A 26,090-nucleotide genomic window follows, 5' to 3' on the forward strand; every position below is an offset into this window, starting at 1 on the left:
CCACCATTCTTTTCATAAAGAATTAAAACATTATGAAATCCCAGGTCGATTAGCTCAGCTGGGAGAGCACCTCCCTTACAAGGAGGGGGTCACTGGTTCGAGCCCAGTATCGACCACCATTCTTTTCATAAAGAATTAAAACATTATGAAATCCCAGGTCGATTAGCTCAGCTGGGAGAGCACCTCCCTTACAAGGAGGGGGTCACTGGTTCGAGCCCAGTATCGACCACCATTTCTCTAATCCCTCAATATCAGCCCCAATTCTCATCTTAATTTCCATTATAAAATTAACCTCACTTACTCATAAATATCAAATATCTATCTATTCTGAACAGATTACACAGTAAACTCGTATAAACGCGTTTATGGTTCACAATATGTTATCCGTTTCACTCCCATCTTCCCCTATCCTTACTAAAACAACTCGACTTCGATGATCTTACTTAATCGAATAACATCCCTACTCTCTATAATATTTCTCAATATTGACCAGTTGACTCCCCTAATAGCGCTAATTTCAACTATTCTTCAATAATAATGCACATTGGAATCATATTATGGCAGATGTCAGTCAGTCCGCCTCTTTGAGCAGCATAGCAGCTTATTTGAAGCTAACTCACAACTGTGATGAACAGGCGGCTTTGAAAGAAGCAAAAGAAGTCATGCATAACCTTGTGACTATGAGACAGAAAGGGTTTATTACGGGTTGGTATTTCGACGAGTATGGTCACTTAGAGCTTCTACCAAGTGACTCATTAATCAAACATGTGACACCAGAGAAGTAGTTGCATAAACAGACCTTTCACCCAAGATGAAAGGTCTGTTTATCACTGGATAAGATATTCCCCTGAGATAAAACACTTGACTGTTCACTGTTATTAAATGGGTGGTTTTCCACCCATAGAGCATTTCCCCCTTGGTCACTTCCCACTCATCGACGAGAACCCCCTCCAAAGCAACATACCCCTAACATCGCGATAACACTCAACATTCCCGTGAATTTATAAACTTGGCTTACTCTTTGCTGATGTCCCTATGAAGCGATTTATGGAGTAAAGCATAAAACCACTTTAAATTCGCTAAGGGAAGCCAGGTCGTATCCCAACGATGATAAACCCAACTCCGGGTAATGTTCACTGATTTACTCAGGAGATAATAAGATGAAAATAAAGGGAAAAAAGATGAATACTAAACTTATACCTACAAATTTTTGTACACTGACACGTCCACTGAAAGTGCTTTTGAAAATGACTGTACTCGCAGGCTTTCTCACCAGCAGCATCCAGGCTTACGCCGAACCAATACAGATTAAATTTTCTCATGTCGTAGCAGAGAACACGCCCAAAGGGCAGATGGCGCTAAAATTCAAAGAGCTTGTCGAGCAACGTTTACCTGGTGAATACCAAGTGAATGTTTTCCCCAACTCCCAGTTATTTGGTGATAATAATGAAGTCGCAGCACTTCTGCTTAACGATGTACAGTTTGTCGCTCCCTCACTTTCAAAATTTGAACGCTATACCAAAAAACTACAGATCTTCGACCTACCCTTTCTATTTGAAAATATGGAGTCTGTAGACAGATTTCAACAGAGTGACTCGGGACAAAAACTTTTAAACTCTATGAAACGTAAAGGTATTGTAGGACTTGGATATCTGCACAATGGCATGAAGCAACTTTCTGCCAGTAGTCCGTTAATTTTACCCACCGACGCCAACGGCAAGAAGTTCCGAATTATGGCATCTGATGTCTTAGCCGCACAATTTCAAGCTGTCGATGCTATCCCGGTCAAAAAGCCATTTTCAGAAGTATTTACCTTGCTGCAAACCCGCGCAATCGATGGCCAAGAGAACACCTGGTCAAATATATATTCAAAAAAATTCTTCGAAGTTCAAAGTCACATAACAGAAAGTAATCATGGTGTACTCGATTATATGGTCGTCACATCGGCAGAGTTCTGGAAAAGCCTGCCAGCAGACAAGCGCACTGTGATCAAATCATCTCTGGACGAAGCCCTGGCCCACGGTAACCAAATCGCTGCCGCTAAGGTCGATAAAGACAAAGCAACAATTGCAGCCTCAAAACGCTCAGACATCATCCAGTTAACCACAGATCAACGTCAGGAGTGGGTGTCTTCGATGAAGCCTGTTTGGCGCCAATTTGAAGCCAAGATAGGGAAAGATCTCATCGACGCTGCAGTCGCTTCAAATAAGCTGTAACAAAGAGAATAACAATAATAAATAGGGCTGAGGTAAATCACTCAGCCCTCAAGATACTCAGGGGGAGAAGGCTGATGATAAAACGAATATTTTCTCATCTAGAGGAGGGATTTCTCAATCTGTTGATCACCTCTATGACTTTTTTGGTCTTTATCGAAGTGATTGCACGATTTTTCTTTAATACCGGTTTTCTATGGATACAGGAGCTGACTCTGACCTTATGTGCCTGGTTTGTGCTTTTTGGCATGTCCTACGGAGTCAAAGTCGGCGCTCATATTGGTGTGGATGCTTTCGTCATTAAACTGCCAAAGCAAGCCAGAAAGATCGCGGCGCTGCTGGCTATAACGATATGTATCGCTTATTGCGTGATGTTTTTGAAAGGAAGTTGGGATTACCTCAACAAGATGTATGAGATCGGATTGCCGATGGAAGATATAGACTTCCCTCATAAGCTTTTCAGTAATATGGACCCGGATCTGGTATGGGAAACTTTACGTATCGATGTAGAGGAGCCTGCTGTTCCCCTTTGGATATCACAAAGTATTCTGATAATTGGGTTTGGACTACTCATTATGCGCTTTATTGAGCTATTAATTGCCGTTCTAAGAAACCAGAAACTCGGATTTACATTAGCCGATGAGGCTGAAGAGAGCATGCACTTAGCCGAAGCCGTCAAAGATGCAATACCGCAAAACAGTGAGACTTCCGTTAGCCCAACAGACCATGACACAAATATGGATGTTTCATCTAAAAACAAAAATGAAAAGGATGACCGATAATGACGATAGCCACCCTATTCATCACCCTACTCGTTTGCATGATATTAGGCATGCCGATCGCCATAGCGCTAGGCTTTTCAAGCATGCTGACCATACTACTATTTTCAGATGATTCACTAGCTTCTGTCGCCCTGAAACTCTACGAAGCGACATCTGAGCATTACACCTTGCTCGCCATCCCTTTCTTTATTTTGTCCTCTGCATTTTTATCTACCGGTGGTGTAGCCAGAAGAATAATCGATTTTGCCATGGATACAGTCGGGCACATTCGAGGCGGGCTTGCTATGGCCTCTGTAATGGCCTGTATGTTATTCGCAGCCGTATCCGGTTCATCACCCGCTACCGTCGCCGCCATTGGCTCTATCGTTATTGTCGGTATGGTTCGCGCTGGCTACCCTGAAAAATTTGCAGCTGGTGTCATAACAACATCAGGCACCTTAGGAATATTAATTCCGCCATCGATTGTCATGCTTGTTTACGCAGCAGCGACCGAGGTGTCGGCGGCACGTATGTTTATGGCAGGCCTGATCCCCGGCTTGATGATGGGCTTTTTGCTTATGTTAGCCATATACATAGTTGCCAGAGTAAAGAAATTACCCTCCAGGCCTTTTCCTGGAGTCAAGGCGCTGGCAATATCCAGTTCAAAGGCGATGGGTGGTTTAGCACTCATCCTAATTGTCCTGGGTTCAATCTATGGTGGTGTGGCGAGTCCAACCGAAGCGGCAGCGGTGGCTTGTGTATACGCTTATTTTATCGCCGTGTTTGGTTATCGGGACATTGGCCCCCTAAAAGAGGTAGCCTGGAAAAATAAACAGGAATCTTTGATTGGTGCCGCAATCCGAAATATTGGATATATGTTACTCGCAGTAGTTAAGACCCCTATCGATAAAGAGATACGTCACGTGGTCAGGGATGGGGCAAAAGTCAGTATCATGCTGCTTTTCATTATTGCCAACGCCATGTTATTCGCCCATGTTCTTACAACTGAGCGTATACCTCATATCATCGCCGAAGCCATTGTCGGCATGGGTCTGCCAGCATGGGGTTTTCTGGTTATCGTTAACCTGTTACTCCTTGCTGCCGGCAATTTCATGGAGCCGTCGGCCATTTTACTCATCATGGCCCCGATCTTATTTCCCATTGCGACCCAACTGGGCATAGACCCGATCCATCTGGGTATTATCATGGTGGTCAATATGGAGATTGGCATGTTGACGCCGCCAGTAGGGCTTAATCTGTTTGTCACCGCGGGGATCACAGGAAAGAGTATGGGCTGGGTGATACAGTCATGCGTTCCCTGGTTATTACTCTTACTCTTCTTCCTGATCCTTATCACTTATGTCCCGCAAATATCACTGTTTTTGCCTGAGTACATAGATAAATTGAATGGATATTAATTACCCGCTAACCCATTAAGCTGACAATAAATTAAGAGTTTCAAGCGTGCCGAACCAGTAGTATAGTTATTGAACTGTTAGGCACGCTATGTTTTCACCGGGATGTGTATAGCTTTATGGCATTTACAATAAAAACAAAAAAATATCTTCTCACCTCTGTCATTTTACTCACTGGTCTTGCCTTTACTTTAAAGGCAACTCATTGGTTACACCTCAACAAGGGGTACACTCAGACGGCGCAAAAATCGAAGCAGCAGATGACTGAACTCATCAATTTCCTCGATGGTTCTCTGTCACGATATGAAAGTATTCCACACGTATTATCGACCAATCCATTATTGAAAAATGCACTATTAAATCAAAACAATTCAGATAGCATTCAAGCACTCAACCTCTATTTAGAGGAGGTACAACATATAACAGAGTCTCTGGACATCTACTTAATTGATACTTCAGGCGTTGCAATATCCGCCAGTAACTGGCAGAAAAATTACTCTTTCATTGGTAAAGATTTCTCTTTTCGTCCTTATTACCAAGAAGCCATTTCTGGAAGACTCGGTCGATACTATGCCGTAGGTACCTCATCTAATAAGCGCGGATTTTACTTCTCATACCCTATCTATAATCAATCGATTATTTTAGGCGCAATCGTGGTCAAAGTGGATATCACTGAAATTGAGCAGCAAAGTACCGGCATAGCCAGAGCCGGTGGTTATGAGTTTGCCATTTCCGATCCAGATAACATCATTTTTCTCTCCAGCATCAATAGCTGGCGGTTAAATTCATTATCGCCTATAGGGCAAACCCGGCAGTATGCGATTGGTGAATCAAAACGATACGCTAACAGAGTCATTAATGAATTAGCTATCAAGCCCTCTTACGATAACAGTGCTTCAAAAAAGCAGAGAATATATGCCATAAACTCCGGCAAAGGGGTATTCGATTATATGGAAATTCATCAGTCGATGATAAAGGCCGGATGGAATATACATATTATGGCGCCACTCTCCCCTACCTACAGCACCCTCCCCGCTTTTATGATGTTATATGCCACGGTATATCTTTTATTGGCGTTAGGGGCCTTGTTCGCCTTTGAGAAACGTAAGAGTTCATTACGAATACAGCAGGCTAATGATCAGCTCGAGCAACGTGTTCAGGCCAGAACACAAGCCCTGCAAGCCAGTAATCAAAAGCTAAATGAAACACAAGATGAGTTAATACAGGCCGCAAAGCTCACCGTCATCGGTAGTTTGTCCGCGAGCATAAACCATGAGATAAATCAGCCCCTGGCCGCAATAAGAAGCTATGCACAAAATACTCAGACATTAGTAAGCAGAAACCAACTCGACCATGTGTCCGACAATATAAATACCATCATTTCGCTGACCGACAGACTCGCTGCAATCGTCGGACAATTTAAAAACTTCACCAGAAAAAGTCAGGGAGACGACAGTGCAACAAACATCAATCAATGCATTCAAGACTCGCTCACCATTATTCAACCAGAAATAGATAAACAAGGTATTGAACTTATCCTCTGTGCCAATGAAATTAAATGTGAGGTCTGGGGAGATAATATCAGGCTACAACAAGTACTCGTTAACCTGATGAGCAATGCCATCGTCGCAATGAAGCACTGCATACATAAAAAACTGATAGTGACTACAGAGCAAGACACCATGCTGTGCATTCGCATTCAAGACAGCGGCCCCGGCGTACGAGAAAGCCAGATGGAAAAGATATTCGAGCCCTACTATACCACCAGTGAACGCCAAGGTTTAGGCCTGGGTTTATCCATTTCCAGACGCATTATCGAATCGATGCAAGGCAATATTACGGTTTCCAATGCCCATCTTAGTGGTGCCATATTTGAAATCACCTTACCCATTTATCTTCATGGGACATCACTAAAATCAGCTAATGGTCAGCAAGAGGCATTTTCCGATGAATACCACCAATTTAGATAACATCAAAGTACTCATCGTCGATGATGAGCCATTAATCGGTTCAGCCCTAAAGCAGCTATTTGAATTAGAAGGCATTCCAGCCCAGGCCACTTCGACACCTAAGAGTTTACCGGAACAGATCCATCTAAACTGGCCCGGCGTCGTCATCACAGATGTCAACATGCCTCAGCTTGATGGCATCTCGCTGATGCGTAACCTGCTGGCAAAAGATAACGATCTGCCCATCATACTACTCACAGGCTTCGGCGATATCGCCATGGCAGTACAAGCACTAAAGCAAGGTGCCTACGATTTTCTGGAAAAACCATTCAACAATGAACATATTCTGGATGTGGTTAAACGGGCCCTGGAAAAAAGAGAGTTAACCCTAGAAAATCGCAAACTTAAGAGAGAGCTGGAGTCACAGAGTCTACCCGGCCCCAGAATATTGGGTCGCAGTCCCGGCATTGAACAGATGAAGCACATCATACATCAGGTTATAGATATGCCAGCCGATGTGCTCATCGAGGGGGAAACCGGAACGGGGAAAGAATTAGTCGCACGCTACCTTCACGATCACAGCGTTCGTCATCAGGCTAACTTTGTGGCAATTAACTGCGGTGCGATACCGGAGACAATCATAGAAAGTGAGTTATTCGGTGCTGAATCCGGGGCCTTTACGGGTGCCGATAAAACCCGCATAGGTAAGTTCGAATATGCCAATGGCGGAACTATCTTTCTCGATGAGATTGAAAGTACGCCACTGTCATTGCAGGTAAAGTTGCTTAGGGTTCTGGAAGATAGAAAAGTCGAACGACTCGGTTCAAATAAGAGTATTAGCCTCGATATTCGGGTAATTGCAGCCACTAAGGTCGATTTGGACCAATTGTGTAAAACCGGCGAGTTCAGGCAGGATCTACTCTATCGATTAAATCTTGTCACAGTGCCTATTCCCGCACTGAGAGAGAGGCGTGAAGATGTCGGCCTGCTTTTTTTGCATTTCGCTCGTGTCGCGTCATCTCGTTACCATAAGGCTCTGATCGCTCTCAACGCAGAGCAGATGACTCAACTGGCCTCACATGATTGGCCTGGGAACGTCAGAGAGCTCAGAAACCTGGCAGAACGATATGTGCTCCTCGGAGGAGAGGCTGCGTTTGCCACGTCAATAAACAGCTCGGTAAACCTCAATTGTGGTATGTCACTACAACAAAGAGTGGAGTTTTTTGAACGCCTCTTGATTGAAGAGGCGTTGAGTCACAACAAGGGCAGCATCAAACTCACCATGGAGCAACTGGAAGTCCCTCGTAAGACACTCTATGACAAGATGCAGAAATATGAGCTGGACCGTAAGCGGTTCATTCAATAGTTACCGCGTCATTTGACTCGATACCGGCATCAGCATGTAACAAGACTGCCACTTAGGATGCACTCAGCTGGCTGATATTGAGTCGCTCTACTCTGGTGACTTTAATTATGGCTAACGCTAACACAGCCAGCGCAATAACTGAGCCCAGTACGACCCCGCTCCAACCCCAATGCTGCCAAAATCGCATCAGATATGGCCCACCCAATGCGGCGCCAAGATAGTAACTACATAAATATAGAGCTGTAGCCTTTGCTCTATGCAACTTAGCTCTCTGCGCGACCCATGCATTACAGCTGCTGTGAATGAAGAAAAAGCCAAACGCCGTCATTAAGAAGCCGATACTGATGGCGCCAACGGTATCAAACAGTGTCACGACACTGCCCGAGATCATCAGTAACAGAGCCAGCTTGAACAGCCGCTCACGTCCGAAGCGCTTGATCCAATGTACTGAGTAATAGGATGCTAATGTGCCACTCAAATAACAGAGGAAGATGAGCGTCACTTCAAAACGCCCCCAATTGAACGGAGATGACATCAGGTGTAACTGAATAAAGCTGAATTGATTCACCATCACCAGGAAGGCCAGACCTCCTATCAGGTAGATGTTACGTAACTTAGGATCCCCAAGGTGAAGCCTGAAGCCCTTAAAATCCGACATCCTAAACAGTTTTCGGGCTTTAATTGCGACTTCAACACTCTCCATATCAGACTCTGATACAAGCGGCTTTACCCGGCTCGGCAACAGGTAGTGAACGATGATCACACCAAAAAGCGAGAGCAGTAAAATCACCGTCATCAACTCCTGCCAACTCATGTAAAGTGATAAGCCTCCGCCAATCAATCTGCCGGCAATTCCCCCCACACTGTTAGCTGCAATATAGATGGCCCCGGCCTTAAGCATCGCCCCTTGGCTCAGTTCATCTTTAAAGTAAGCCATAGCAATGGCCGGAACAGCCGCAAGTAATCCCCCCTGAACCAATCGCAGCACCACTAAATGACTAAATTCGGCCACGAAAAGCATCATAAGGTCAGAGAGTAGTAACAGGTATAAGCTAATAAGTAATGGAGCCTTACGCCCCACCCTGTCGGACAAGATGGCATAAAACAGCAATGAAAATGCCATCGCGAAGCTGGTTACAGATAAAAGTAAGGTCGCATGGCTGGTTGCAACGGCAAACGTTTCAGCGATTAAGGGTAAGATCCCCTGCACCAAATAGAGGTTGATATAGATAACCACAGAGGCGATTGAAAGGCCCCATATAAGACGGATCTCCCTGCTCTGCTCTGCTAATGTTTCGACACAGTAGGAGTCATCGCAAGAAAATTCATTCCCCATGTCAGTATCGTTAAAGCTTATGTTTTGTTGAGCCGACATCTGTCTCTGCAATTTAATTATCTACACTCGATAGACATAGGTTAGCATCGGTAATAACATAACAATAATAGATTAAAGCAATCATAGTTATTGATTTTTGTTATGAGTTGTAGTTATGGACATTCGTCAATTAAAACATTTAGATGCATTGGCTAAAAATGGCAGTTTCACTAAAGCCGCCGAGAGCCTCAACATGGCTCAACCCGCGCTAAGTCAAAGCATTAAACGGTTAGAGCTCTCACTGGGAGTCACTCTGGTTAACCGAGGTGGCGCGACCAATAAACGGGATAAAAGACTCAGCCTGACGGCAGAAGGTGCGGCTCTGCACCAACACGCCTTATTGATAATCAAGCAACTAAAACAAGCCGAAGCCCATATCAAATCTATGGCAAACTTAACTAAGGGGGAAGTCCGCATAGGCGTACCGGGTATGCTGGGATCATTCTACCTCCCCTCCAGACTGATGGCCTTTCGCCATCAATACCCTGATCTGAAGTTATCCCTGTTCGAAGGGGGGACACGGGATTCGCTGAAAATGTTATCCCGTGAAGAGGTCGACATCGCTATCATCACAGCTCAGGATCTCAGCCCTGAGTTTGAGAGCCACCTGCTGCTCACTGAGCAGATGGTCGTCGCTCTGGGAACCGAACATCCTCTGGCTGATGAAACGGCTATCAGCCTGGAACAATTTTTCGAACATGAGTTGGTGATGTTTAAACCTGGCTACTTTCACCGGGAGTGGATGCTATCTCAAGCTAAATCATTAGGCCTGAACGCAAATATCGCCTTCGAAACCAATCTTATCAACCTTATCAAACAAGTGGTCTCACAAGGCTTTGCCATCACCAGCGTGCTGGAGATGGTGATAAGTGAAAGAGATGACATCTTAGCGAAACCATTTAAACCTGAGGTCTACCTCGACCTTCATATCGCATGGAAGAAAGAGAGACCGATAAGTCAGGCCGACAGGGCTTTCGTCGATTTTCTTATGAAGAACAGGTAGGCTCAGATCTGAGCCTACCTGTCACTATCTTCTATGCACTAAATTTTCTGATGTTTCCTCACAACCCCGAAATCAGCCAAAATCGCATAGGCACAAGGGATGATAAATAACACCATCAAGGTAGAGGCGAAGATCCCGAATACGATTGAGACTACCAGAGGCTGAACGACCTGCGCCTGAAGGCTGGATTCCAGTAACAGGGGTAACAGACCCGCAGCTGTCGTCAGCGAAGTCAAAAATACCGCCCTGAACCGCTCCCGACTGGCACTCACAACCGCTTCATGGACACTATCACCTTCATCGACATGATGACGTATATACTGCACCAGCAAGATGGAATCATTCACCACGATACCGGCCAGAGAGATGAAGCCCATAATCGATGGCATAGACAGGTTATAGCCGAGTAACAGATGTCCCCAAAGTACGCCTATCAATGCCAGCGGTATCGCTAACATGACCACCACAGGTTCAAGATAACTCCTGAATTGAAAGCTGAGGATAGCGAAGAGCCCGAATATCCCTATGATGAACCCCTTTCCGAGCGAGGCTCCCGTCTTAGCCGTTTCTTTTGCCGAACCTTCGAAGTCGACCTTAACCCCCGGGTATTCCTGCATGGCCTGCGGCAGCCAATCGGACTTTATCTTAGCCAAGGTTTCACCGGCATTCCCCTTGCGGTTGTCCACATCAGCCATCACGGTAACCGAACGCTGGCTATCGATCCGCTGAATACGGACATAGGATCGCTGGTTCTCCAGTTTTGCAATCGCCGACAGGGGCAACTGATTACCATCGGGTAAGATAATGGGGAAGTTCGCCAAAGCGTGAAGATCGCCCGCTTGGGCCTTATTCAACCTTACCTCAATTTCGATATTCTCCGGGCCTATCTGGATCTCATCGGCACGCTGGCCGAAAAAAGCACTGCGCAGTTGATTGGCAACTAATTGACCATCGATACCGAAGGCTTCGGCTCCGGGTCTGAGGCTCACCTTTATCTCCTCTTTTCCCGGGCGCATATCATCAAGAATACCGTTGATACCATCGAACTTAGCAATATAAAATTGAAGCGAGACAGACGCCTGCTTAAGCATATCCAGATCGTCTCCCTGCAGGCGAACCTCGATATCACGACCGGCCGGCCCCATTGTCGGCTGCTTAAATACCATAGAGAGGGGCGATGCCATCTCTGCCGTATTGTCACGCCAATCCTGAATAAAATCTTCTATCAAGGTGTTACGGATTTCCGCAGACAGGAGATCTAACCTGACCGTCGCCACATGAGGCCCCTTCTCACCCGCATCGGCATTGAAATTAAACTGAGCCGTAATATCCTGAATAAGCTCCACGCCCTCCTCTATCTCTTCGCTATAGCGTGAGCCGGTCTCTTTTGCGCTGAGGATCACTTGCTCGACAACCTCTTGTGTCTTACTCAGCGGGGTGCCCGGCGGCAGGATAATTCTGACCTCCGCGATATCACCGTCGAGCTCCGGAAAGGGAACAAACTTCAGCACACCACCAGCGACGAGCGCTACAGAGCAAAGGAGAATACCTAAGGTTATACCGACGCTGGCATAGCGCCAATGCACCACAAACCTAACGGCATCGACGAGTTTGGTATTACGAAACTCTTCAAATTTAGCCAAGAAATCCCGCTTGAACTTAAGCTCAGGTCTCGCCGCTTTCTTGGGAGCATGACTCAGCGAGTGATTCAAATGGTTAGGCAAGATGAGAAATGCCTCTATCAAACTGATACTGAGCACCATAATAAGTACGGTCGGAATCGCCGAGAGTACAGCCCCCATCTGACCATCGAGCCCAAGCAGGCTACTGAAGATCAAGATGGTGGTCAAAAATGAGGAGACGACTCCCGGAGCGACCTTTTTCACCCCTTTAACCACTGCGTCATGGGGGGCAAAGCCTCTATCCACGTGGGAGGCAATCGACTCGGCGATAACGATAGCATCATCCATCATGATACCGATTGCCATAAGCAAACCCACTAAGCTCATGATGTTGATGGAGACGCCAAAGAGACTCATCAAATAGATGCCGCCCAAGAAGGCGACGGGAAGACCTGCCGAGACCCAAAAAGAGTAACGTAAAGAGAAGAATAGCCACATGCTGAAGAAGACCAATATGATCCCCTGCCAGCCATTGGTTAACATCATATCCAGACGATCTTTAAGCAGTGAAGAGAGATCGTTCGTCAGCGTCAAACTCACGCCATCTGGCACACGTAGACGCTCTTGGTCAATAAAACTGCTGACCTTCTCTTTTATCCTTAACGCATCATCGGCTTTATTCTTTTGAACCTTGATTATGGCTGCATGCTGGCCATTAAATAAAATATGCTCCTCATCGAGTTCAAAACGATCACTGATAGTAGCGACATCCCCCAATCTGACAACACTACCATCACTCACCGAAGAGATGACGGTGCGTGCCAACTCTTGCGGAGTCACCTTTCGCTCATCAAACCTAATCAGTAGATTCTTATCTTTAAGCTCTATTGTCCCGGCCGGAATTTTTACATTTTGTCGCCCCACCTTATCGGCTATGTCAGCCGCGGTCAGCCCAAGTCGACGCATATCGACTTGATTAAGTTCAATGCGCAACTGATGGTCTGAAAAACCAGCCACCGACACCAGACTCACACCGGCATCGATTTTCAGGCGACGCTTGAGATCTTCCGCGTAACTCTTAAGGTGCGGCCAGCTGGCATCTGCCGAGATAGCGATATCGACGACTGGCTCAGCCCAGTCCAGCTCTTTAACGACCGGCGGCTCTATTTGTGATGGAAAGTTTTTAATCGCATTGATCTGCGTTTGCACATCTACCAGAGAACGCCCGATATCGGCTTTGGCGTCCAGCTTAATGGTCATGGATGCGACCCCCTCCTGGGCGTCACATTTCACCTCTTCGACATTGCCTAGGCCATCGACGGCATCTTCCATACGTAAACAGAGGCTCTCTTCCACCTCTATCGGCGATGCACCGGGATAGACAACGGTCGCGGTCACATAGGGAGGTGCAAACTCCGGAAATGTCTCACGCTTTATCGAGCCTAGATTTATTAATCCAAGCAAGAGCAGCGTTAGCATTAACAGGTTGGCTAATGTCGGATGACGGGTGATGTAAGCTATCACTGACCAGCCTCCTGTTGGTTCACCTGAGTTTTATCAGCACCACCGGGGCTTGCATCAGATGAGATATCCTTTAAAGACATCCCCTCAATAGCAGGAATAAGATCTGTCAGCACAACTTTATCACCAAGGGTCAACTCGGCTTGAATCGCTACATCCTCCCCATTGCGAAATAAAATAGTCACCGGCTTGATCACCAACTTATTCTCCGGGTTCATCAGATATATCTTATCACCATGAATTGCCTTTTCAGGAACGATGAAGTGAGGCCTTGCCTGACCATATATCAGCGCAGAGACAAACATGCCTTTAGTCAGAGGCGGCCTGCTGAATGGTTTCAGCTGACGAAAATCCTGTTCGACCTCCAGATAGATCCCAATGGTTGCCTGATTGGGATTAACAGTCTCTGCCACCCTTGTGACCTTAGCGGGCCAGGTAAAACGATTGCTTCCGATCTGAAACTCAACATTAGCTTGCAGTGCCAGAAGCTCAAAAGAAGGTAGGCTATGTTCCTCCGGGATCCGTTTAATGCTGCTGACTAAAGTGCGCATATCTTGCAGTGATATCTCAGCCTTAATCTCGGCGGTGCCAAGCTGGTGGGCAACCAACATAGTAGAGCCTAAAGCTACTACCTGATCTTGTTCGATATTAATATCGGAAACTCGGGCATCGAAAGGCAGCACCACCTTAGTCTGTTTAAGTCTTCTGCGGGCATCTTCTAGTTGCGCAATATCCACACTCTGCTGAGCCTGAGTCACCTTTCTGTCATCGGGAAGCAGCTTGATTGAGTTTTGTAGATCTTCCACCAGCTTGGTTTGTACCAACAGGGACTGATTTTGGCTTTCAAGCTCAGAGCTCGATACCAGGTTGCGCTTTTTGAGGGTGAGCTTACGCTGATACTCCTGCTCAGCCAGGATCAGCTTCTGCTTCTCAATCTTCAGGCTGCTGTTAAAGTTCCGCTCCTGTTGATCGAGTCTGGTCAGCTGCGCCTGAGTAGAATTGAGACTCGCCTGAGCCTGAGCCAACTTTAGTTCATACTCCAGAGGATCTATCTCAAGTACTAAGGTCCCCTCAGGCAACATCCGACCTGTTTCAAGCTGGGGATGACGATAGATAACTTTTCCCCCAACTTCGGCAACGGCCTGCCAAATATGTTTAGGCGTTACCCGGCCGAATCCCTTTATTATTGGGGGCAATTCTTTTTTTTCCAGGGTGAGAAGATCAACCATTCTGGCTTTATCATAACCTTCGACAACCGGAGGGGATGGTTTCAGGACTATAGCTAAGACCAGAACCAATATTCCAGCCAGAATACCGGGGAGCAGGAAACGTTTCTTGTTACTGGTCATTACTTTTATCCTTTGCGGGCATCAAGCCCCTTGCAAGCAGATTCGAATTTTGCTCTGCGAGTTTAGTTAAAAATTCGGGTGTGATCTCTATACCGAGCCTGTTTAATAGCGCATCGGGCACAAGAAATGGGAATATCATCATCGAAAAAAAACTCAGTTGAGCACATTGGCTATCGACACCGTCCCGGAGCAGTCCCTTTGCTTTAAGCTTATCGAACATCATGATGTCATCCAGATCGACGATTTCGTTGAACACCTTGGTTATCTCTTTATTTTCAGGAATGCTCTGATCCAGACCTGCCAGGCGGAAGATTAACCTTGGAAAATGGGGGTAAGCTGACATGACTTGATAGTAGGTTTGCATAAAGCTAGCCGGGCCACTCGCCTGTTTCTCTTTAATCACCTTGTAAAGCTGCTGCTTCACAGGTGCCGCAGTCTCTCGAAGCATAGCGGTAAACAGGTTTTCTTTAGAGCCAAAATAGTAGCGAATAAGCCCGGGATCGGTACCTGCAAGCGCCGCGACATCACGAATGGTGACCTGAGAATAGTCCCGCTCGACGAAAAGTTCTCTCGCAGCCTGAACAAGTTTATCGCGATTTTGAGTCTCTCCACAGGGACGTCCCACTTTATTCTTGCTATCAGGCATACACTATTCCTCAGTTAAAGAATTATTTTAAAAGCAGAACAAAATAATTGGCAGCGAAATAATTCCACAAAACCAGCGATAGCGAAGAATACAAGGATTAACAACTTGTAAAACATAAAGAAAATATTCATAACACCATGAGTATAGCGCTTTATGTTTGAAAGGGAGGTGATTTGGGAGGTACTTTAGAGCCTTTGTCTTATAATTTGTGGCTTTTAAATATTGAGCTTCTGGCAGAAGACCATATCTGCCACTAAACGTTTCTCCCCATACTGCGATATTGGCGACATCGCAGACTTTAAAGTTTCTCAAATCTCTGAATAAATCGAAATTTGCTGCTGAAACAGCTTGAACTCCGGCGTATAACCCAGCTCATTTTAGAGGCATACGCTTTAGAGGCATAATGTTTTGCAGTTTGGATGTTCAGGTGTTCGGCCCAAGATTTCTATAGATGATGTCAGACTTTCTGAGCGCATTCTCTGCGGTCATCATGCCCCACTTATTATGACCCCACTTATTGCACAGATAGTAATGCCAGCTGATTAGCTGGCATTACATTATACACTTATCAGAAGCCTACATCCTTATGGATCTTACCGATCTTCTGCGCTCTGATGTCATAGTCTTCCGCATGACAACCAGAACAACTATCCCAAGCTCTAAGCCAAGGCATTTGGAACTCACCATCTGCTGAGAAGTGTCTTGGGTCATCTTTTGCGCCCTCAAGGTCAATCTTAAACAGGTGTGATTCTGTAGGCATATGGCAATCAATACACGTAGCTACAAACTCATGTGCTGCCGATGCAATATCACTACCCTGAACATCCGCAAACCCTTTGGTGTGACAGTCTTTACACTGTCTAACCATCGCGTTCTCATGACCTGCCTTGTCTTGGTTCTTTTCAGATTGGTGAGGGTTATGGCAGGTTGAACAGGTAAACCCTTTCTTCTTACCCATTGCAATCCCTGTATTAGGGTCAATACCAACCATTGTCGCCGCCGCATTTCTGCCACCACTGACACTAATATCATCTTTACGCCCTTCAGGCTGACCAAACTCACCTACAACAGGTAGACGCGAATAATTAGAATCAACACCGAAAGTGTGTTCGAAATGGGTTTCGTATTCAGGATATTCTCTTAGTGCATCCTCTGTTGTATGACATTCAATACATGTAATAGGCTTACCATAGCCCATATCATCAGCAAGAAAATCCTCTGCTGTACGTCCTTCCGCTATCTTAACGATGTTGTGCTTTGAAGGTCCTTTGATATGCTCACTACCTGCACCGTGACAACCTTCGCACTGAATACCACCCATGGCGAATGTTCCTTGCATGCCCTCCATGTCATTCTGCATGTGTAAATTACGTTCATCACCCGCCGCCGATGTGTAAGCCTTCCAGCCTGTAGTATGACATTTGCCACAAGGCGCATATGGGTGACCATCTGGGTTAGGGTTTCTTATGTACGGGACCATCATTTCAGAGGTGATTTGAGTTCCCTTTGGTCGTAGAATCAGCCCCGCTTTTTGACCATTCATAATGTAGCCATTATTATCAATAAAGATATTAGCCATTTTAGTTCCACCAAGAACATAGGCTATATCCTCCCATCCGTTAGGGTCGCCAAGTGTATTTAAAAGACCACTAATAGCATCAGGAACCCCAGTTACAGAAGTGAACGGGTATTGAGGCTCTTCACCATTAACAACCTCTGTTAGCATCATGCTATGGCCTGTTTCTAAGAATGATTTCTTATCTGAATGACAAGCAAGGCATTTCTCAGTTCCGATATACTCTAATACAACCTCTTCGGGCACTGTCTCAACTGGTGGTGTATCAACGGGCGTTTCAACAGGTGTTTCAATTGGTGTCTCAACTGGAACCTCTACAATAATCACCTCAGTGTCATCATCTCCACAAGCTGACAGCATTACTAGCATACTGGCAAACACCAGCGCCTTACGTGTTGTTCTAAAATGTATTAAGTTCATCATCAGTCCCTAAATAAGTTTTTCCTGCATTCGCAGTAGAACCAATATAAAAGAACCCAAGATAAATGATGTAATTAGGTGGTTAAATTGTGACTGATAATTGAAGATTCAGATATCTTAATTTCAATATATTCAAAAGGTTATTTCAATAAGAAGAATCAATATCAATAATCATGAAGAAGCCAGCAATTCTATAATGACATTGATTATTATTTCCCTGTTTTCAACTGTGTATCGGCGATGAGAAACTGGTTTTTCAATTAAATAGTATTTTGGGGGTAGCATATTACCATGAAGCTTCTTTACCTCGATTTCGGGTAACCGCTCGACATGGATCCCTGGCATATTTTTATAAATTTCAGCCTCTACCGCTGGAATAAATGCCAGACTCCCCATGGTCAATAAGTTGCTGTACCACTGCTCCTTACCTTTGACCTTTTCAACACTTACAAGCTTTATTCCCGATTGGTGGCTATAGATCTCCAGGGGGGCCATCTTGTCATTGAACCCCTTGCACTCCTGAAAAAGAAAGGGGTATTTACAAATCTCATATAAGGTAAAATGAGGAAGCTTTGCCCATATGGGATGTCTCACATTTCCGGCCAGATAAACGGAGTCTAAGGTACCTAAATGTTCAAAATTAAGATCATGGTGACAAGAGGTATCTAAGGTCACCCCTAAGTCTAATTCCCCACTGTGAATTAACTCGGCAGAGTCATCTTTCCAAGGATGGAGCCGAATCTTACCAATGCGATTAAGAGTATTATTATTGGATAAAATCAGAGAGAGACTAGCCATGATGCCCGGCGTCACAGCGATATTAAGCATGGGAGTTGAGTCTTGATGGTTTACTTCAAACACCGCTTGTTCGATTTTAGTCACCGAGTAGCAAAACCGACATATGGGCTCAAAAAGATGCTCGGCTAACGGCGTTGGTTTCAACCCAAACTGACGACGATAGAAAAGCTGATCATCAAACGTCGCCCGTAAAATGTTTAGGCAACGACTGATTTTAGGCGCAGATACATTCAGCTCTTTTGCTGCTGCATTCGCATGACCGGTTTGAAAAATGATTTTAAATACCTGTAAACAAAATACATCGAGTTCACTGATTTTTTTGATTGCTGAATTAGTCATTTGATATTAATTTTATCTGTTCATCTTAATAATAAATGGTAATAAATGGGGTCAGAGTCTGAGGGAGCCCCACGAATTTCAAAACTAGCTTGCGGCGCATCATATTCAGCCTTTAAACGTTTCTCCCCATACTTAGATATTGGCTACGTCGCAGGCTTTGCAGCTTTTCAAGCTTCAGACATAGAGTGAAAATTTGCTGCTGAAACAACTTGAGTTCCGCCGTATATCCAAACTCATTTTTAGAGTCATACGTTTTGGAGGCATACGTTTTGGAGGCATAGTGTTTTGCAATTTGAATGATCAGGTGTTCGGCCTGATTGAGCTTGTCATGCTCAATCTGTTTGACAATGAGCAGCCTGAAGCAGTCAAATAAGATGATAAGCATGTGAGCATCATCGATACTCTCCTCAAGGAAATCGTCATCCAGGCCATAGTAGCTCATGGCTGAAATAAGGTTTGCCACCGCAGCTATATTGGTCGCTCCGCAGAACAGGTGACCCACCTCCGTTTCGAGCACCAAGGCGATTTTTTCAGCAAACTCAGATTTCTTCCACTGCTCACCGACAGACCTTATAAAATTCATGGTTAACCACTCACATAGATTAACGAAACAACTGAGTTGATATCGGCACAATTTGCAGTGACCTGGTCAGTTCATCCAAGTAGCATTTAGTGAGCAGTGCAATCCCCCGATAAAAATCACTCTCGGCGTGATGATGCATTAACTCCAGACAACGACCTGACCAAGGAAGTAGGTGTTGCTGTAGCAAGATGATGCAAGTGCCAGTTAGTTCATGGCTATTCTCCTCGGACAGCTGACCGAAAATCTGATCCAGTACGGCAAAAAATAGTCCAAGATGGTCGATAGGCTGATTCGAATCCAGCTCAAATCTAATACCCCTCTCTTGGTAGAAGCTCATTAAGGCCTGAGTCGATTCACCATTGAGTAGTTGCTTCTCACTTAAATAGACTGAGCCCCAGGGAGCGGCAGTGGGATCACCTGGTCCATAGAAAAGCTGCCCGTAATCCAGCTTCAGGGACAGACTCTGCTCCTGACTCCAATGTTTCAGGTAGTTATTTATTAACTGCTTAGCCTGCAACTCACTGTTATCCTGTGAATAGTCGGGCCAACTATCTATGCTCTTATGTGCAATAAAACTACCGATAAGCTCCACGCTGGGATCGTAAAACAGTACATTGTGTAATATACGAGCGATCCCCTGATACTCCAGGTAAATGTCTCTGGTTAAAGTTGCCATAGGCCCCTCTGATTTAATTGCTGATTTAAACAAGCGACGCCCCAAAGGACGCCGCTAACGGATCAGACCTCTGAATGATTTAACACGACACCATCTATGCTGCCACTGGCGCGGGCATGACGATTGGGGTTCATCAGCAGATTAGGTGATGTAATACTGCTGCTTGGCAAAGGAGCGAAGTTAGGCTTGACTGCGTTGGGATACTTCTCCTTGAGTGCATCCATAGTGCCAAAGTCGATGGCGCGCATCGGACATGACTCAACACAGGTCGGTTTTTTACCTTCGGCCAGCCTCTCATAACAGCCATCACACTTGGTCATCACCTTGCGGGCCTTATCTATCTGCGGCGCATCATAGGGGCAGGCACGGGCGCAACTCTCGCAGCCGATACATAACTCAGAAGCCACATGCACCAGACCATCTTGCTTACGCTTATGCATGGCACCCACCGGGCAAGCCTTGACACAGGCGGGCTCGCTACAGTGGTTGCACCCAATAGAGGTATAGTAGGCGAACACATTCTGGTTGATAGTGCCATCGGCATTCTCGGTCCACAGACCGCCACCATACTCATACACACGGCGCCAGTTGATGCCTACGGGCAGATCCTTACGATCCTTACACGCTACCTGGCAGGTCTTACACCCCGTACACTTACTTGAATCGACATAAAAGCCGTATTGAACATTAGTACTCATTGTTAACTCCTATCAGGCTCTGCGGATCTCGACCCGGTTAGTATGCTGTGGATTTCCCTTTGACAAAGGCGTTGGCCGCTGAGAGGTGATGGTATTGATATTGCCTCCCTTATCGATGCCATCCTCGAACCTCGACCAGGCACCTTGGCCCAGTGCGGTGACACCTATCATGATTCTGGGTGTCACCTTAACTTCGACCTCCAGGGTGCCGCGATCGTTAAAAACGTGTACCAGATCACCGGTTTTCAAGTTTCGCGCCTGAGCATCGATAGGGTTCATCCACACGGCATCCTGCACCACCTCCCTTAGCCAGGGGATATTATGGTAACTGGAGTGAACCCGCCCCTTAGTGTGATAACCTGTTAACTGCAGCGGATATTTTTCCCGGGTTTCACCATCGTCGAAACCATCCCATGTGGGGGTATACTTGGGCAGCGCCGAGATAACATCCCCTTCTCTGAGCTCCCATGTTCTCGCCTTGTGTGCCAAGCGTGATGAATAGATCTCAAGCTTACCCGATGGCGTATAAAGTCGGTTTGTTTCAGGATCGTCACGGAATCCCTTCAGAGCAATATAGCTGCCGTGGGGCAAATACTTACGATAAATGCCTTGCTCAAGCATCACCTCTCTATCGGGCAAACCCGGGTTGGCAGCTTGTGCGCCGACGTACATCTCATTCAGCCATTGCTGCTTAGTCTTACCTTCGGTGAACGCCTGCTCAACCCCCATTCTCTTGGCTATCTCGGTGCAGATATCGTAGGAGTGACGACTCTCAAACAGAGGTTCGATAGCCGAACTCATCTGGATTAATGTCGCCGTACCACCTGCAACATTATTCTGATTCACCAGCTCTTCATCTTCCAGCCAGGTAGTATCCGGCAATATGATGTCAGCGAACTTGGCGCTCTCCGTCATCAGATTATCGACCATCAGGATAAATTCACACTTGGACTCATCCTTGAGGATCTCTCTGGTTTTATTGACATCGGAGTGTTGATTCACCATAGAGTTGCTGAACCAGTTGACGATCGCCTTGATATCGGTACCCAATTTGCCATCGCCATTTTCATCCAGCTCGACGCCCCGTACACCATCTTTGAGCACCGACATGTTCTTACCATCTTCGACGGCCTGAAGATAAGTGAAGAAAGATATTTGTTTAGTAACCGGATTGGTACCTGCAGAAAGAGGAGGCACATAAAAGAAGCCCCCCTTACTCTGACCACCGTTAGTGGTGCCGGGTAAGCCAATCTTGCCCAGCAGGATAGATAACATATAACCGGCGCGCATATTGTTTTCACCCGCCGCCTGTCGATTCAATGCCGACCCTAAATGAATAAATGGTGCTTTGGCCACAGCAATTTCTCTGGCCAATTCGATAATGGTATGTTCAGGTATGCCCGTGATGCTCGCAGCTCTGGCGGGGGTCTTAGCATTCACTCCGGGAGTCAGATCGTCAACAGTGGCGTTATCCAAAATATAAGATTTATAGCTCTCCTCGTAGCCAACACCTTCAGGCAGGGTCTTCTCGTCATAACCGACACAGTATTTATCCAGGAAGGTCTGATCGACCTTATCTTGGGTGATCCACTCATAAGCGAGCGCCTCGAACAGCGCCGCATCGGTCCCGGGACGAATGGGGAGCCACTGATCTTCCTTACCCACGGCGGTATCGGTATATCTGGGATCTATGATGATGGTTCTTAAATTGTTTTTTTGCTTAATATTTAAAAAATCATAACTGATCCCGGAGCCACTCATGCGGATCTCCGATGGGTTATAGCCGATGAATACCGCCAGATCTGAGTTTTCTATTTGAGTAATACAACTGCCCTGCAGACCAACATATGGAGTGCCGAAGGTATACGTTGCGGCTTCTAATAGTTGGGCATAGCTATATACACCGTACTTATCGAGGCAGCCGCCGATGGAATTCATCAGACGCTGCGGCATAGTAAACACCCCTTTGAAGTAAGCAAAACTCCCCGTTCCAGTCATGTTAAAGAGGGACTCATTACCGTACCGGTCGATAATACCCTGCAGTCTTTCGGCGACGGTATCTAATGCCTCATCCCAACTGATCCGCTCAAATTGACCACTGCCACGAGGACCGACACGCTTCATCGGGTATTTTAAACGCTCAGGTGCGTACACACGCTTTCTCAGCGAACGTCCCCGCAGACAGGCACGCACATCGTGATTGCCATACTCATCACTGGTGGTGAACTCGGATTCAATACGGGTGATCACCCCATCTTTTGAAAAGACTTTGACCGGGCAGTTAGAGCCACAGTTAACCATACAAGCTGACCAGTTCATGGTTTCACCTTCGGTGACCGGAGGCGTTGGTGGCACGACATCAACATCGCTTGAGCTGGAGTTACAGCCTGCCACCGTCGCGGCGCAGCCCATAGCTGCACTCATTTTTAAGAAACTTCTACGTTCCATTATCATTTCCTCATTACAGTTATGATTAGCCGCTGGCATTAGCGCAGCTGATAGCTAAACGACAACATCACTTGGTGCGCGTTATAGTTATGGTTAAGTTTGCCAAGTGTGGTTAACCCATCGATGGCATTGACATCGACCTGCGCATTGTCGGTGTCGTAATAACGTTCGTACAGGTAACCCAGCTTTGCATCCAGCAGCTCACTCACCCTGTAGTTCGCATACAGCTCCGCACTGTGGCTATAAGAGTAGTAATCACCTTGTGGATGAGTAGCGATGTAAACCACCTGCTTGTCACTGCTTGAGTTAGCGAACAGGTAATCCAGGCCTATACTCAGCTTGTCCTGCAGCAGACCGCTGTAGTTCATGCCCACGCCAAGATTGATAAACTCATCCTCAACGTTGGCCGACCAATCGGCGGTGCTAAAGCTCTGACTGCCATTTTGCGTAGACTCGATCCACTGCTGACCGGCAAAGGCATAGCCCGATAGCCGCTTATCAAACTGCATATCAGCATTGAGGTTATAGCTGTAGTCCTCACTGGAGGTGAGGCCTAGGGTGGTATCTGTGTAATCATCGTCGGCGTAGCGGCCGATAAGGCTCACGTTAATCCAATCTACCGGGGCGTGATTGAACTTTGCTTCAAAAGCGGTTCGGTCACGATCTGCCAGATAAAACTTGCGCAGCAGTGGGTTTTCAATACTCGATGTCAGTCCGCTGGCTTGATATTGGCTACCGTCACGCTGGCTGAAGCTGGCTTTAAGCTTGAGTTTGCTATTGGCAAAGCTGCGGATATCGAGCTTGGTCCAGACGGTGCTTTCATCGGTCTGCTCACGGGCACCGTGGCTACGATCCATCTCTTCGCGATCAAAGCCTGCTTGCAGGCGATAGTCACTGTTGATGCGATAACTGACATTGACCTTGTAATTCAGCTGTTCCGTATCCAGCAGCACGTTTTCTTTGAAGGCGCCGCTGATACCATCGGACTCCAGTTGAGCAAACTCCCAAGTTGAGCTCTTGTTATCACGCTTGGAATAGCTGACGCTGCCGCCAAGGCGGAGGCGATTATCCAGAACCGAGGTGATAGTCAGCTTGCCGTCGGTAGTATCGACTTGGCCGTCCCAGTTTTGGATAGGGTTACCAGAGGTTTGAATAACCGCCTCATCTTGCATCATGCGTCCCGTCGCAAGCTGTGCACTGATGGCGGTTCGGTTAAACAGATATTGGCCTGCCAGGCTGAGTTGATAGGCACTGTTATCCGGTGCGGGGGCGTATACATCAGAAAGGTAAGGCAGGCTGAGTGACTCGATTTGATTATCGTATTCGCTGTACTGATAATTCAGTGAGGTTAGCCATTGTTGACCTCCGATACTTAAACCTGAGCTAATTTTGTCAGTTGTTGCATCGACGGGAAGACCAAAGTTAGTTGGGCGTGGGCTCACAAGGCTCGATGCCTGATAGCCTGTCTTCTCTTCCTGGCTATAGCGGGCAAAGATTTGGTAGTCTTGCCCGCCCCATTGCTCCCCGGCAGACAAGCCCATCCCTATCTGTTTACGCTTAAGCGATAGCTCTTGGGTTTGTACTTGGTCACTCGGTGTTAACATTCCATCGGCATACCAAAGGTTACTCTTGGCATTATCGTGTTGATATTGGCTTAGCTGACGATAATCTAACTCGGCTTGATAACTGCCTGTTTTGCCCGCTTCAAGGTGTGCACTGCTGTTAGCAAGCCCCAGGTTAGTCGCCTGAGCTTTGGCTCGATAACCGGTTTTACCGCGATACTGCAGATCCGCGTTCAATAAACCATGCACGCCGTCTTCGCTGTTAAATGCATTAGCACTGTGAATATCATCACTGTCGTTATAAGCCACCCCTGGCTCAACACTGCCGCGATAACCTGTGTTATCTGGGCAGCGCTTGCACTGGAACTTATCCATGTTCACGCTATTGGTATTGGCCTTGTTGACACTAAAATCTGCTGCCGGTGCTGAACTTGGCATCATCGAGCCAGAAGCCGTGATAAGCGCCAGGGTGATGAGGTTTAATGGATATTTCATGTTATTACTCCTCAATTAGCGCTGCAGCTTGCTGCCGTCGGGATGGTTAGAGCCATGAATTTGGCTATGACAGTTAAGGCAACTCTTGCCACCACCGAAGGCGTCCTGACCATCTTGTGGTACCACTCGGCTGGCATGACCATCGTCCATATGACATTGCTGACATAAAAGAGGAGCACGAGACTTAAGCAGGGTTGAATTTATACTGCCGTGAGGGTTGTGGCAGGTACTACAATTCTCAACAACAGGCTCGTGCTCCCATAAAAATGGGCCACGCTTCTCGGCATGACAGCGATAGCAAGTATCGTTAACGGTTAACTGATTGAGGGCACTTTCACCCATAGAGCCATGGGGGTTATGACAATCGATACAGGTCATCTGGTCCCACTGCATGGGGTGAGATGAGCGCTTGTTCATCGCCGCTTTGGCCTCAAGATGACAGCTGGTACAAGTGTCATTGACGCTCAGTTTGTCCATCACAGGGTCTTTGGCAGTATGGATTTGATGACAATCGACGCAGGCCACTTCATCAAGGTTGTGACTACTGCTGTGCCATGCCATCTGTTTCGGGTCGTTATGACAACCAAGGCAAGTACTGTTTTGGCTGGCAGCATCGAGTTTGCTCTCTTTACCGAAAGCAATCATCGGCTCTTTTCCGCCTTTGTTGTGTTTCCCCTGAGGGCCATGACAGGCTTCACATTGCAGGCCAGCCATCGGCGAGTTTGCCGGGCTATCTTGTCCGTGTACGCCATCGAATAGCGCCATCACAGTGTTATTTTTCTTATGGCACATGAGACAGGAATCGGCACCTTTTTTAGAGTATTTCCCTTTAGAAAATTTAGTCTCCAGCTTCTTTGTTAGCTGCTCTGCAGGTAATTGCTCCCAAGGGACCGCCTGTATTGAAAAAGAGAACAGCACCAAGGTTGCTATCCCATAAACTATATTGCTTACACGAATTCGCATCATCATCCCGACCTTATGATATTTTTATTTATTAACCGCAGATATCAAACAAAACTTATAAACTAGTATAAATACCAGTAAAACTTCGATAGCGAATATATTAATCAATTTAAAAGGAAACAATGAAAACCAAACATAAACGTGATCCACATCAGTTAAAAATGCAAATTAAATGTAAAAACAAAGAAAGTTAAATATAAAAAACATGCAGAACAAAAAACCAAAACCATTTAATTACACAAAAACGAGAAATTAAAGAATAATTAACTCACAAACAAATAAAAATCTTCAGAATTAAAGTTTAAACCAGGA

19 protein-coding genes and 2 tRNA genes are annotated in these 26,090 nt (G+C 46.2%); 9 read left to right on the top strand and 12 right to left on the bottom strand.

Annotation, left to right across the window (positions count from 1 at the left end; all coding sequences use genetic code 11):
* Window positions 1-43 precede the first annotated feature (43 nt).
* From EKG39_RS08790 to EKG39_RS08825, 8 genes are all read left to right on the top strand, one after another.
* Window positions 44-119 (top strand) — tRNA-Val (locus EKG39_RS08790).
* A 37-nt stretch (window positions 120-156) separates the two neighbouring features.
* Window positions 157-232, top strand: a tRNA-Val gene (locus EKG39_RS08795).
* Between the two features lie 325 nt (window positions 233-557).
* Window positions 558-785, top strand: a complete 228-nt coding sequence (locus EKG39_RS08800) for a hypothetical protein (protein WP_126505359.1) — start codon at window positions 558-560, stop codon at window positions 783-785.
* 396 nt (window positions 786-1,181) lie between these two features.
* On the top strand, window positions 1,182-2,216 hold the full coding sequence (locus EKG39_RS08805; protein WP_126505360.1) for a TRAP transporter substrate-binding protein: 1,035 nt from the start codon (window positions 1,182-1,184) through the stop codon (window positions 2,214-2,216).
* Between the two features lie 74 nt (window positions 2,217-2,290).
* A complete protein-coding gene (locus EKG39_RS08810; protein WP_126505361.1) occupies window positions 2,291-2,995 on the top strand; it encodes a TRAP transporter small permease in 705 nt (234 codons plus the stop codon).
* Window positions 2,995-4,392, top strand: coding sequence for a TRAP transporter large permease (locus EKG39_RS08815; RefSeq protein WP_126505362.1), 1,398 nt, complete (start codon window positions 2,995-2,997; stop codon window positions 4,390-4,392). The genes EKG39_RS08810 and EKG39_RS08815 overlap by 1 nt, the downstream gene beginning before the upstream one ends.
* Window positions 4,393-4,508: 116 nt before the next feature.
* Window positions 4,509-6,359, top strand: coding sequence for a sensor histidine kinase (locus EKG39_RS08820; protein ID WP_126505363.1), 1,851 nt, complete (start codon window positions 4,509-4,511; stop codon window positions 6,357-6,359).
* Entirely contained in the window at window positions 6,337-7,704 is a 1,368-nt protein-coding gene (locus tag EKG39_RS08825; protein ID WP_126505364.1) for a sigma-54-dependent transcriptional regulator, read from the top strand. The genes EKG39_RS08820 and EKG39_RS08825 overlap by 23 nt, the downstream gene beginning before the upstream one ends.
* Window positions 7,705-7,756: 52 nt before the next feature.
* Here the strand turns inward: EKG39_RS08825 and EKG39_RS08830 are convergent, their stop codons facing one another.
* A complete protein-coding gene (locus EKG39_RS08830; RefSeq protein ID WP_126505822.1) occupies window positions 7,757-9,040 on the bottom strand; it encodes an MFS transporter in 1,284 nt (427 codons plus the stop codon).
* A gap of 154 nt (window positions 9,041-9,194) precedes the next feature.
* On the opposite strand from EKG39_RS08830, the gene EKG39_RS08835 reads away from it, so the two are divergent.
* On the top strand, window positions 9,195-10,082 hold the full coding sequence (locus tag EKG39_RS08835; RefSeq protein ID WP_126505365.1) for a LysR family transcriptional regulator: 888 nt from the start codon (window positions 9,195-9,197) through the stop codon (window positions 10,080-10,082).
* Window positions 10,083-10,120: 38 nt separating this feature from the next.
* On the opposite strand, the gene EKG39_RS08840 is transcribed toward EKG39_RS08835, so the two are convergent.
* The 11 genes from EKG39_RS08840 to EKG39_RS08890 all read right to left on the bottom strand — a co-directional run bounded on the left by EKG39_RS08840 (window position 10,121) and on the right by EKG39_RS08890 (window position 25,778).
* On the bottom strand, window positions 10,121-13,228 hold the full coding sequence (locus EKG39_RS08840; protein ID WP_126505366.1) for an efflux RND transporter permease subunit: 3,108 nt from the start codon (window positions 13,226-13,228) through the stop codon (window positions 10,121-10,123).
* Window positions 13,225-14,574, bottom strand: coding sequence for an efflux RND transporter periplasmic adaptor subunit (locus EKG39_RS08845; RefSeq protein WP_126505367.1), 1,350 nt, complete (start codon window positions 14,572-14,574; stop codon window positions 13,225-13,227). The genes EKG39_RS08840 and EKG39_RS08845 overlap by 4 nt, the downstream gene beginning before the upstream one ends.
* Entirely contained in the window at window positions 14,564-15,220 is a 657-nt protein-coding gene (locus EKG39_RS08850; protein WP_126505368.1) for a TetR/AcrR family transcriptional regulator, read from the bottom strand. Before EKG39_RS08850 ends, EKG39_RS08845 begins: the two co-directional genes overlap by 11 nt.
* 568 nt (window positions 15,221-15,788) lie before the next feature.
* Window positions 15,789-17,216 carry a hypothetical protein gene (locus EKG39_RS08855; RefSeq protein ID WP_126505369.1) on the bottom strand — a complete coding sequence of 476 codons (1,428 nt, stop codon included), beginning with the start codon at window positions 17,214-17,216 and terminating at the stop codon, window positions 15,789-15,791.
* 171 nt (window positions 17,217-17,387) lie between these two features.
* Window positions 17,388-18,353, bottom strand: coding sequence for a LysR family transcriptional regulator (locus EKG39_RS08860; protein ID WP_126505370.1), 966 nt, complete (start codon window positions 18,351-18,353; stop codon window positions 17,388-17,390).
* Between the two features lie 112 nt (window positions 18,354-18,465).
* Window positions 18,466-18,936, bottom strand: coding sequence for a hypothetical protein (locus EKG39_RS08865; RefSeq protein ID WP_126505371.1), 471 nt, complete (start codon window positions 18,934-18,936; stop codon window positions 18,466-18,468).
* 19 nt (window positions 18,937-18,955) lie between these two features.
* On the bottom strand, window positions 18,956-19,612 hold the full coding sequence (locus EKG39_RS08870) for a TorD/DmsD family molecular chaperone (RefSeq protein ID WP_126505372.1): 657 nt from the start codon (window positions 19,610-19,612) through the stop codon (window positions 18,956-18,958).
* 62 nt (window positions 19,613-19,674) lie between these two features.
* Window positions 19,675-20,310 carry a DMSO/selenate family reductase complex B subunit gene (locus tag EKG39_RS08875; RefSeq protein WP_126505373.1) on the bottom strand — a complete coding sequence of 212 codons (636 nt, stop codon included), beginning with the start codon at window positions 20,308-20,310 and terminating at the stop codon, window positions 19,675-19,677.
* A gap of 12 nt (window positions 20,311-20,322) precedes the next feature.
* Window positions 20,323-22,758 (bottom strand): DMSO/selenate family reductase complex A subunit, encoded by a 2,436-nt coding sequence (locus EKG39_RS08880; RefSeq protein WP_126505374.1) that lies wholly within the window; start codon window positions 22,756-22,758, stop codon window positions 20,323-20,325.
* A 38-nt stretch (window positions 22,759-22,796) separates the two neighbouring features.
* Window positions 22,797-24,815 (bottom strand): MtrB/PioB family decaheme-associated outer membrane protein, encoded by a 2,019-nt coding sequence (locus EKG39_RS08885; protein WP_126505375.1) that lies wholly within the window; start codon window positions 24,813-24,815, stop codon window positions 22,797-22,799.
* A gap of 15 nt (window positions 24,816-24,830) precedes the next feature.
* Window positions 24,831-25,778: a DmsE family decaheme c-type cytochrome gene (locus EKG39_RS08890; RefSeq protein ID WP_425470165.1), complete on the bottom strand. Its 948-nt coding sequence runs from the start codon at window positions 25,776-25,778 to the stop codon at window positions 24,831-24,833.
* Between the last annotated feature and the right edge of the window lie 312 nt (window positions 25,779-26,090).

Origin of the sequence: Shewanella atlantica (genome assembly GCF_003966265.1) — a bacterium.
GTDB classification, from domain to species: domain Bacteria; phylum Pseudomonadota; class Gammaproteobacteria; order Enterobacterales; family Shewanellaceae; genus Shewanella; species Shewanella atlantica.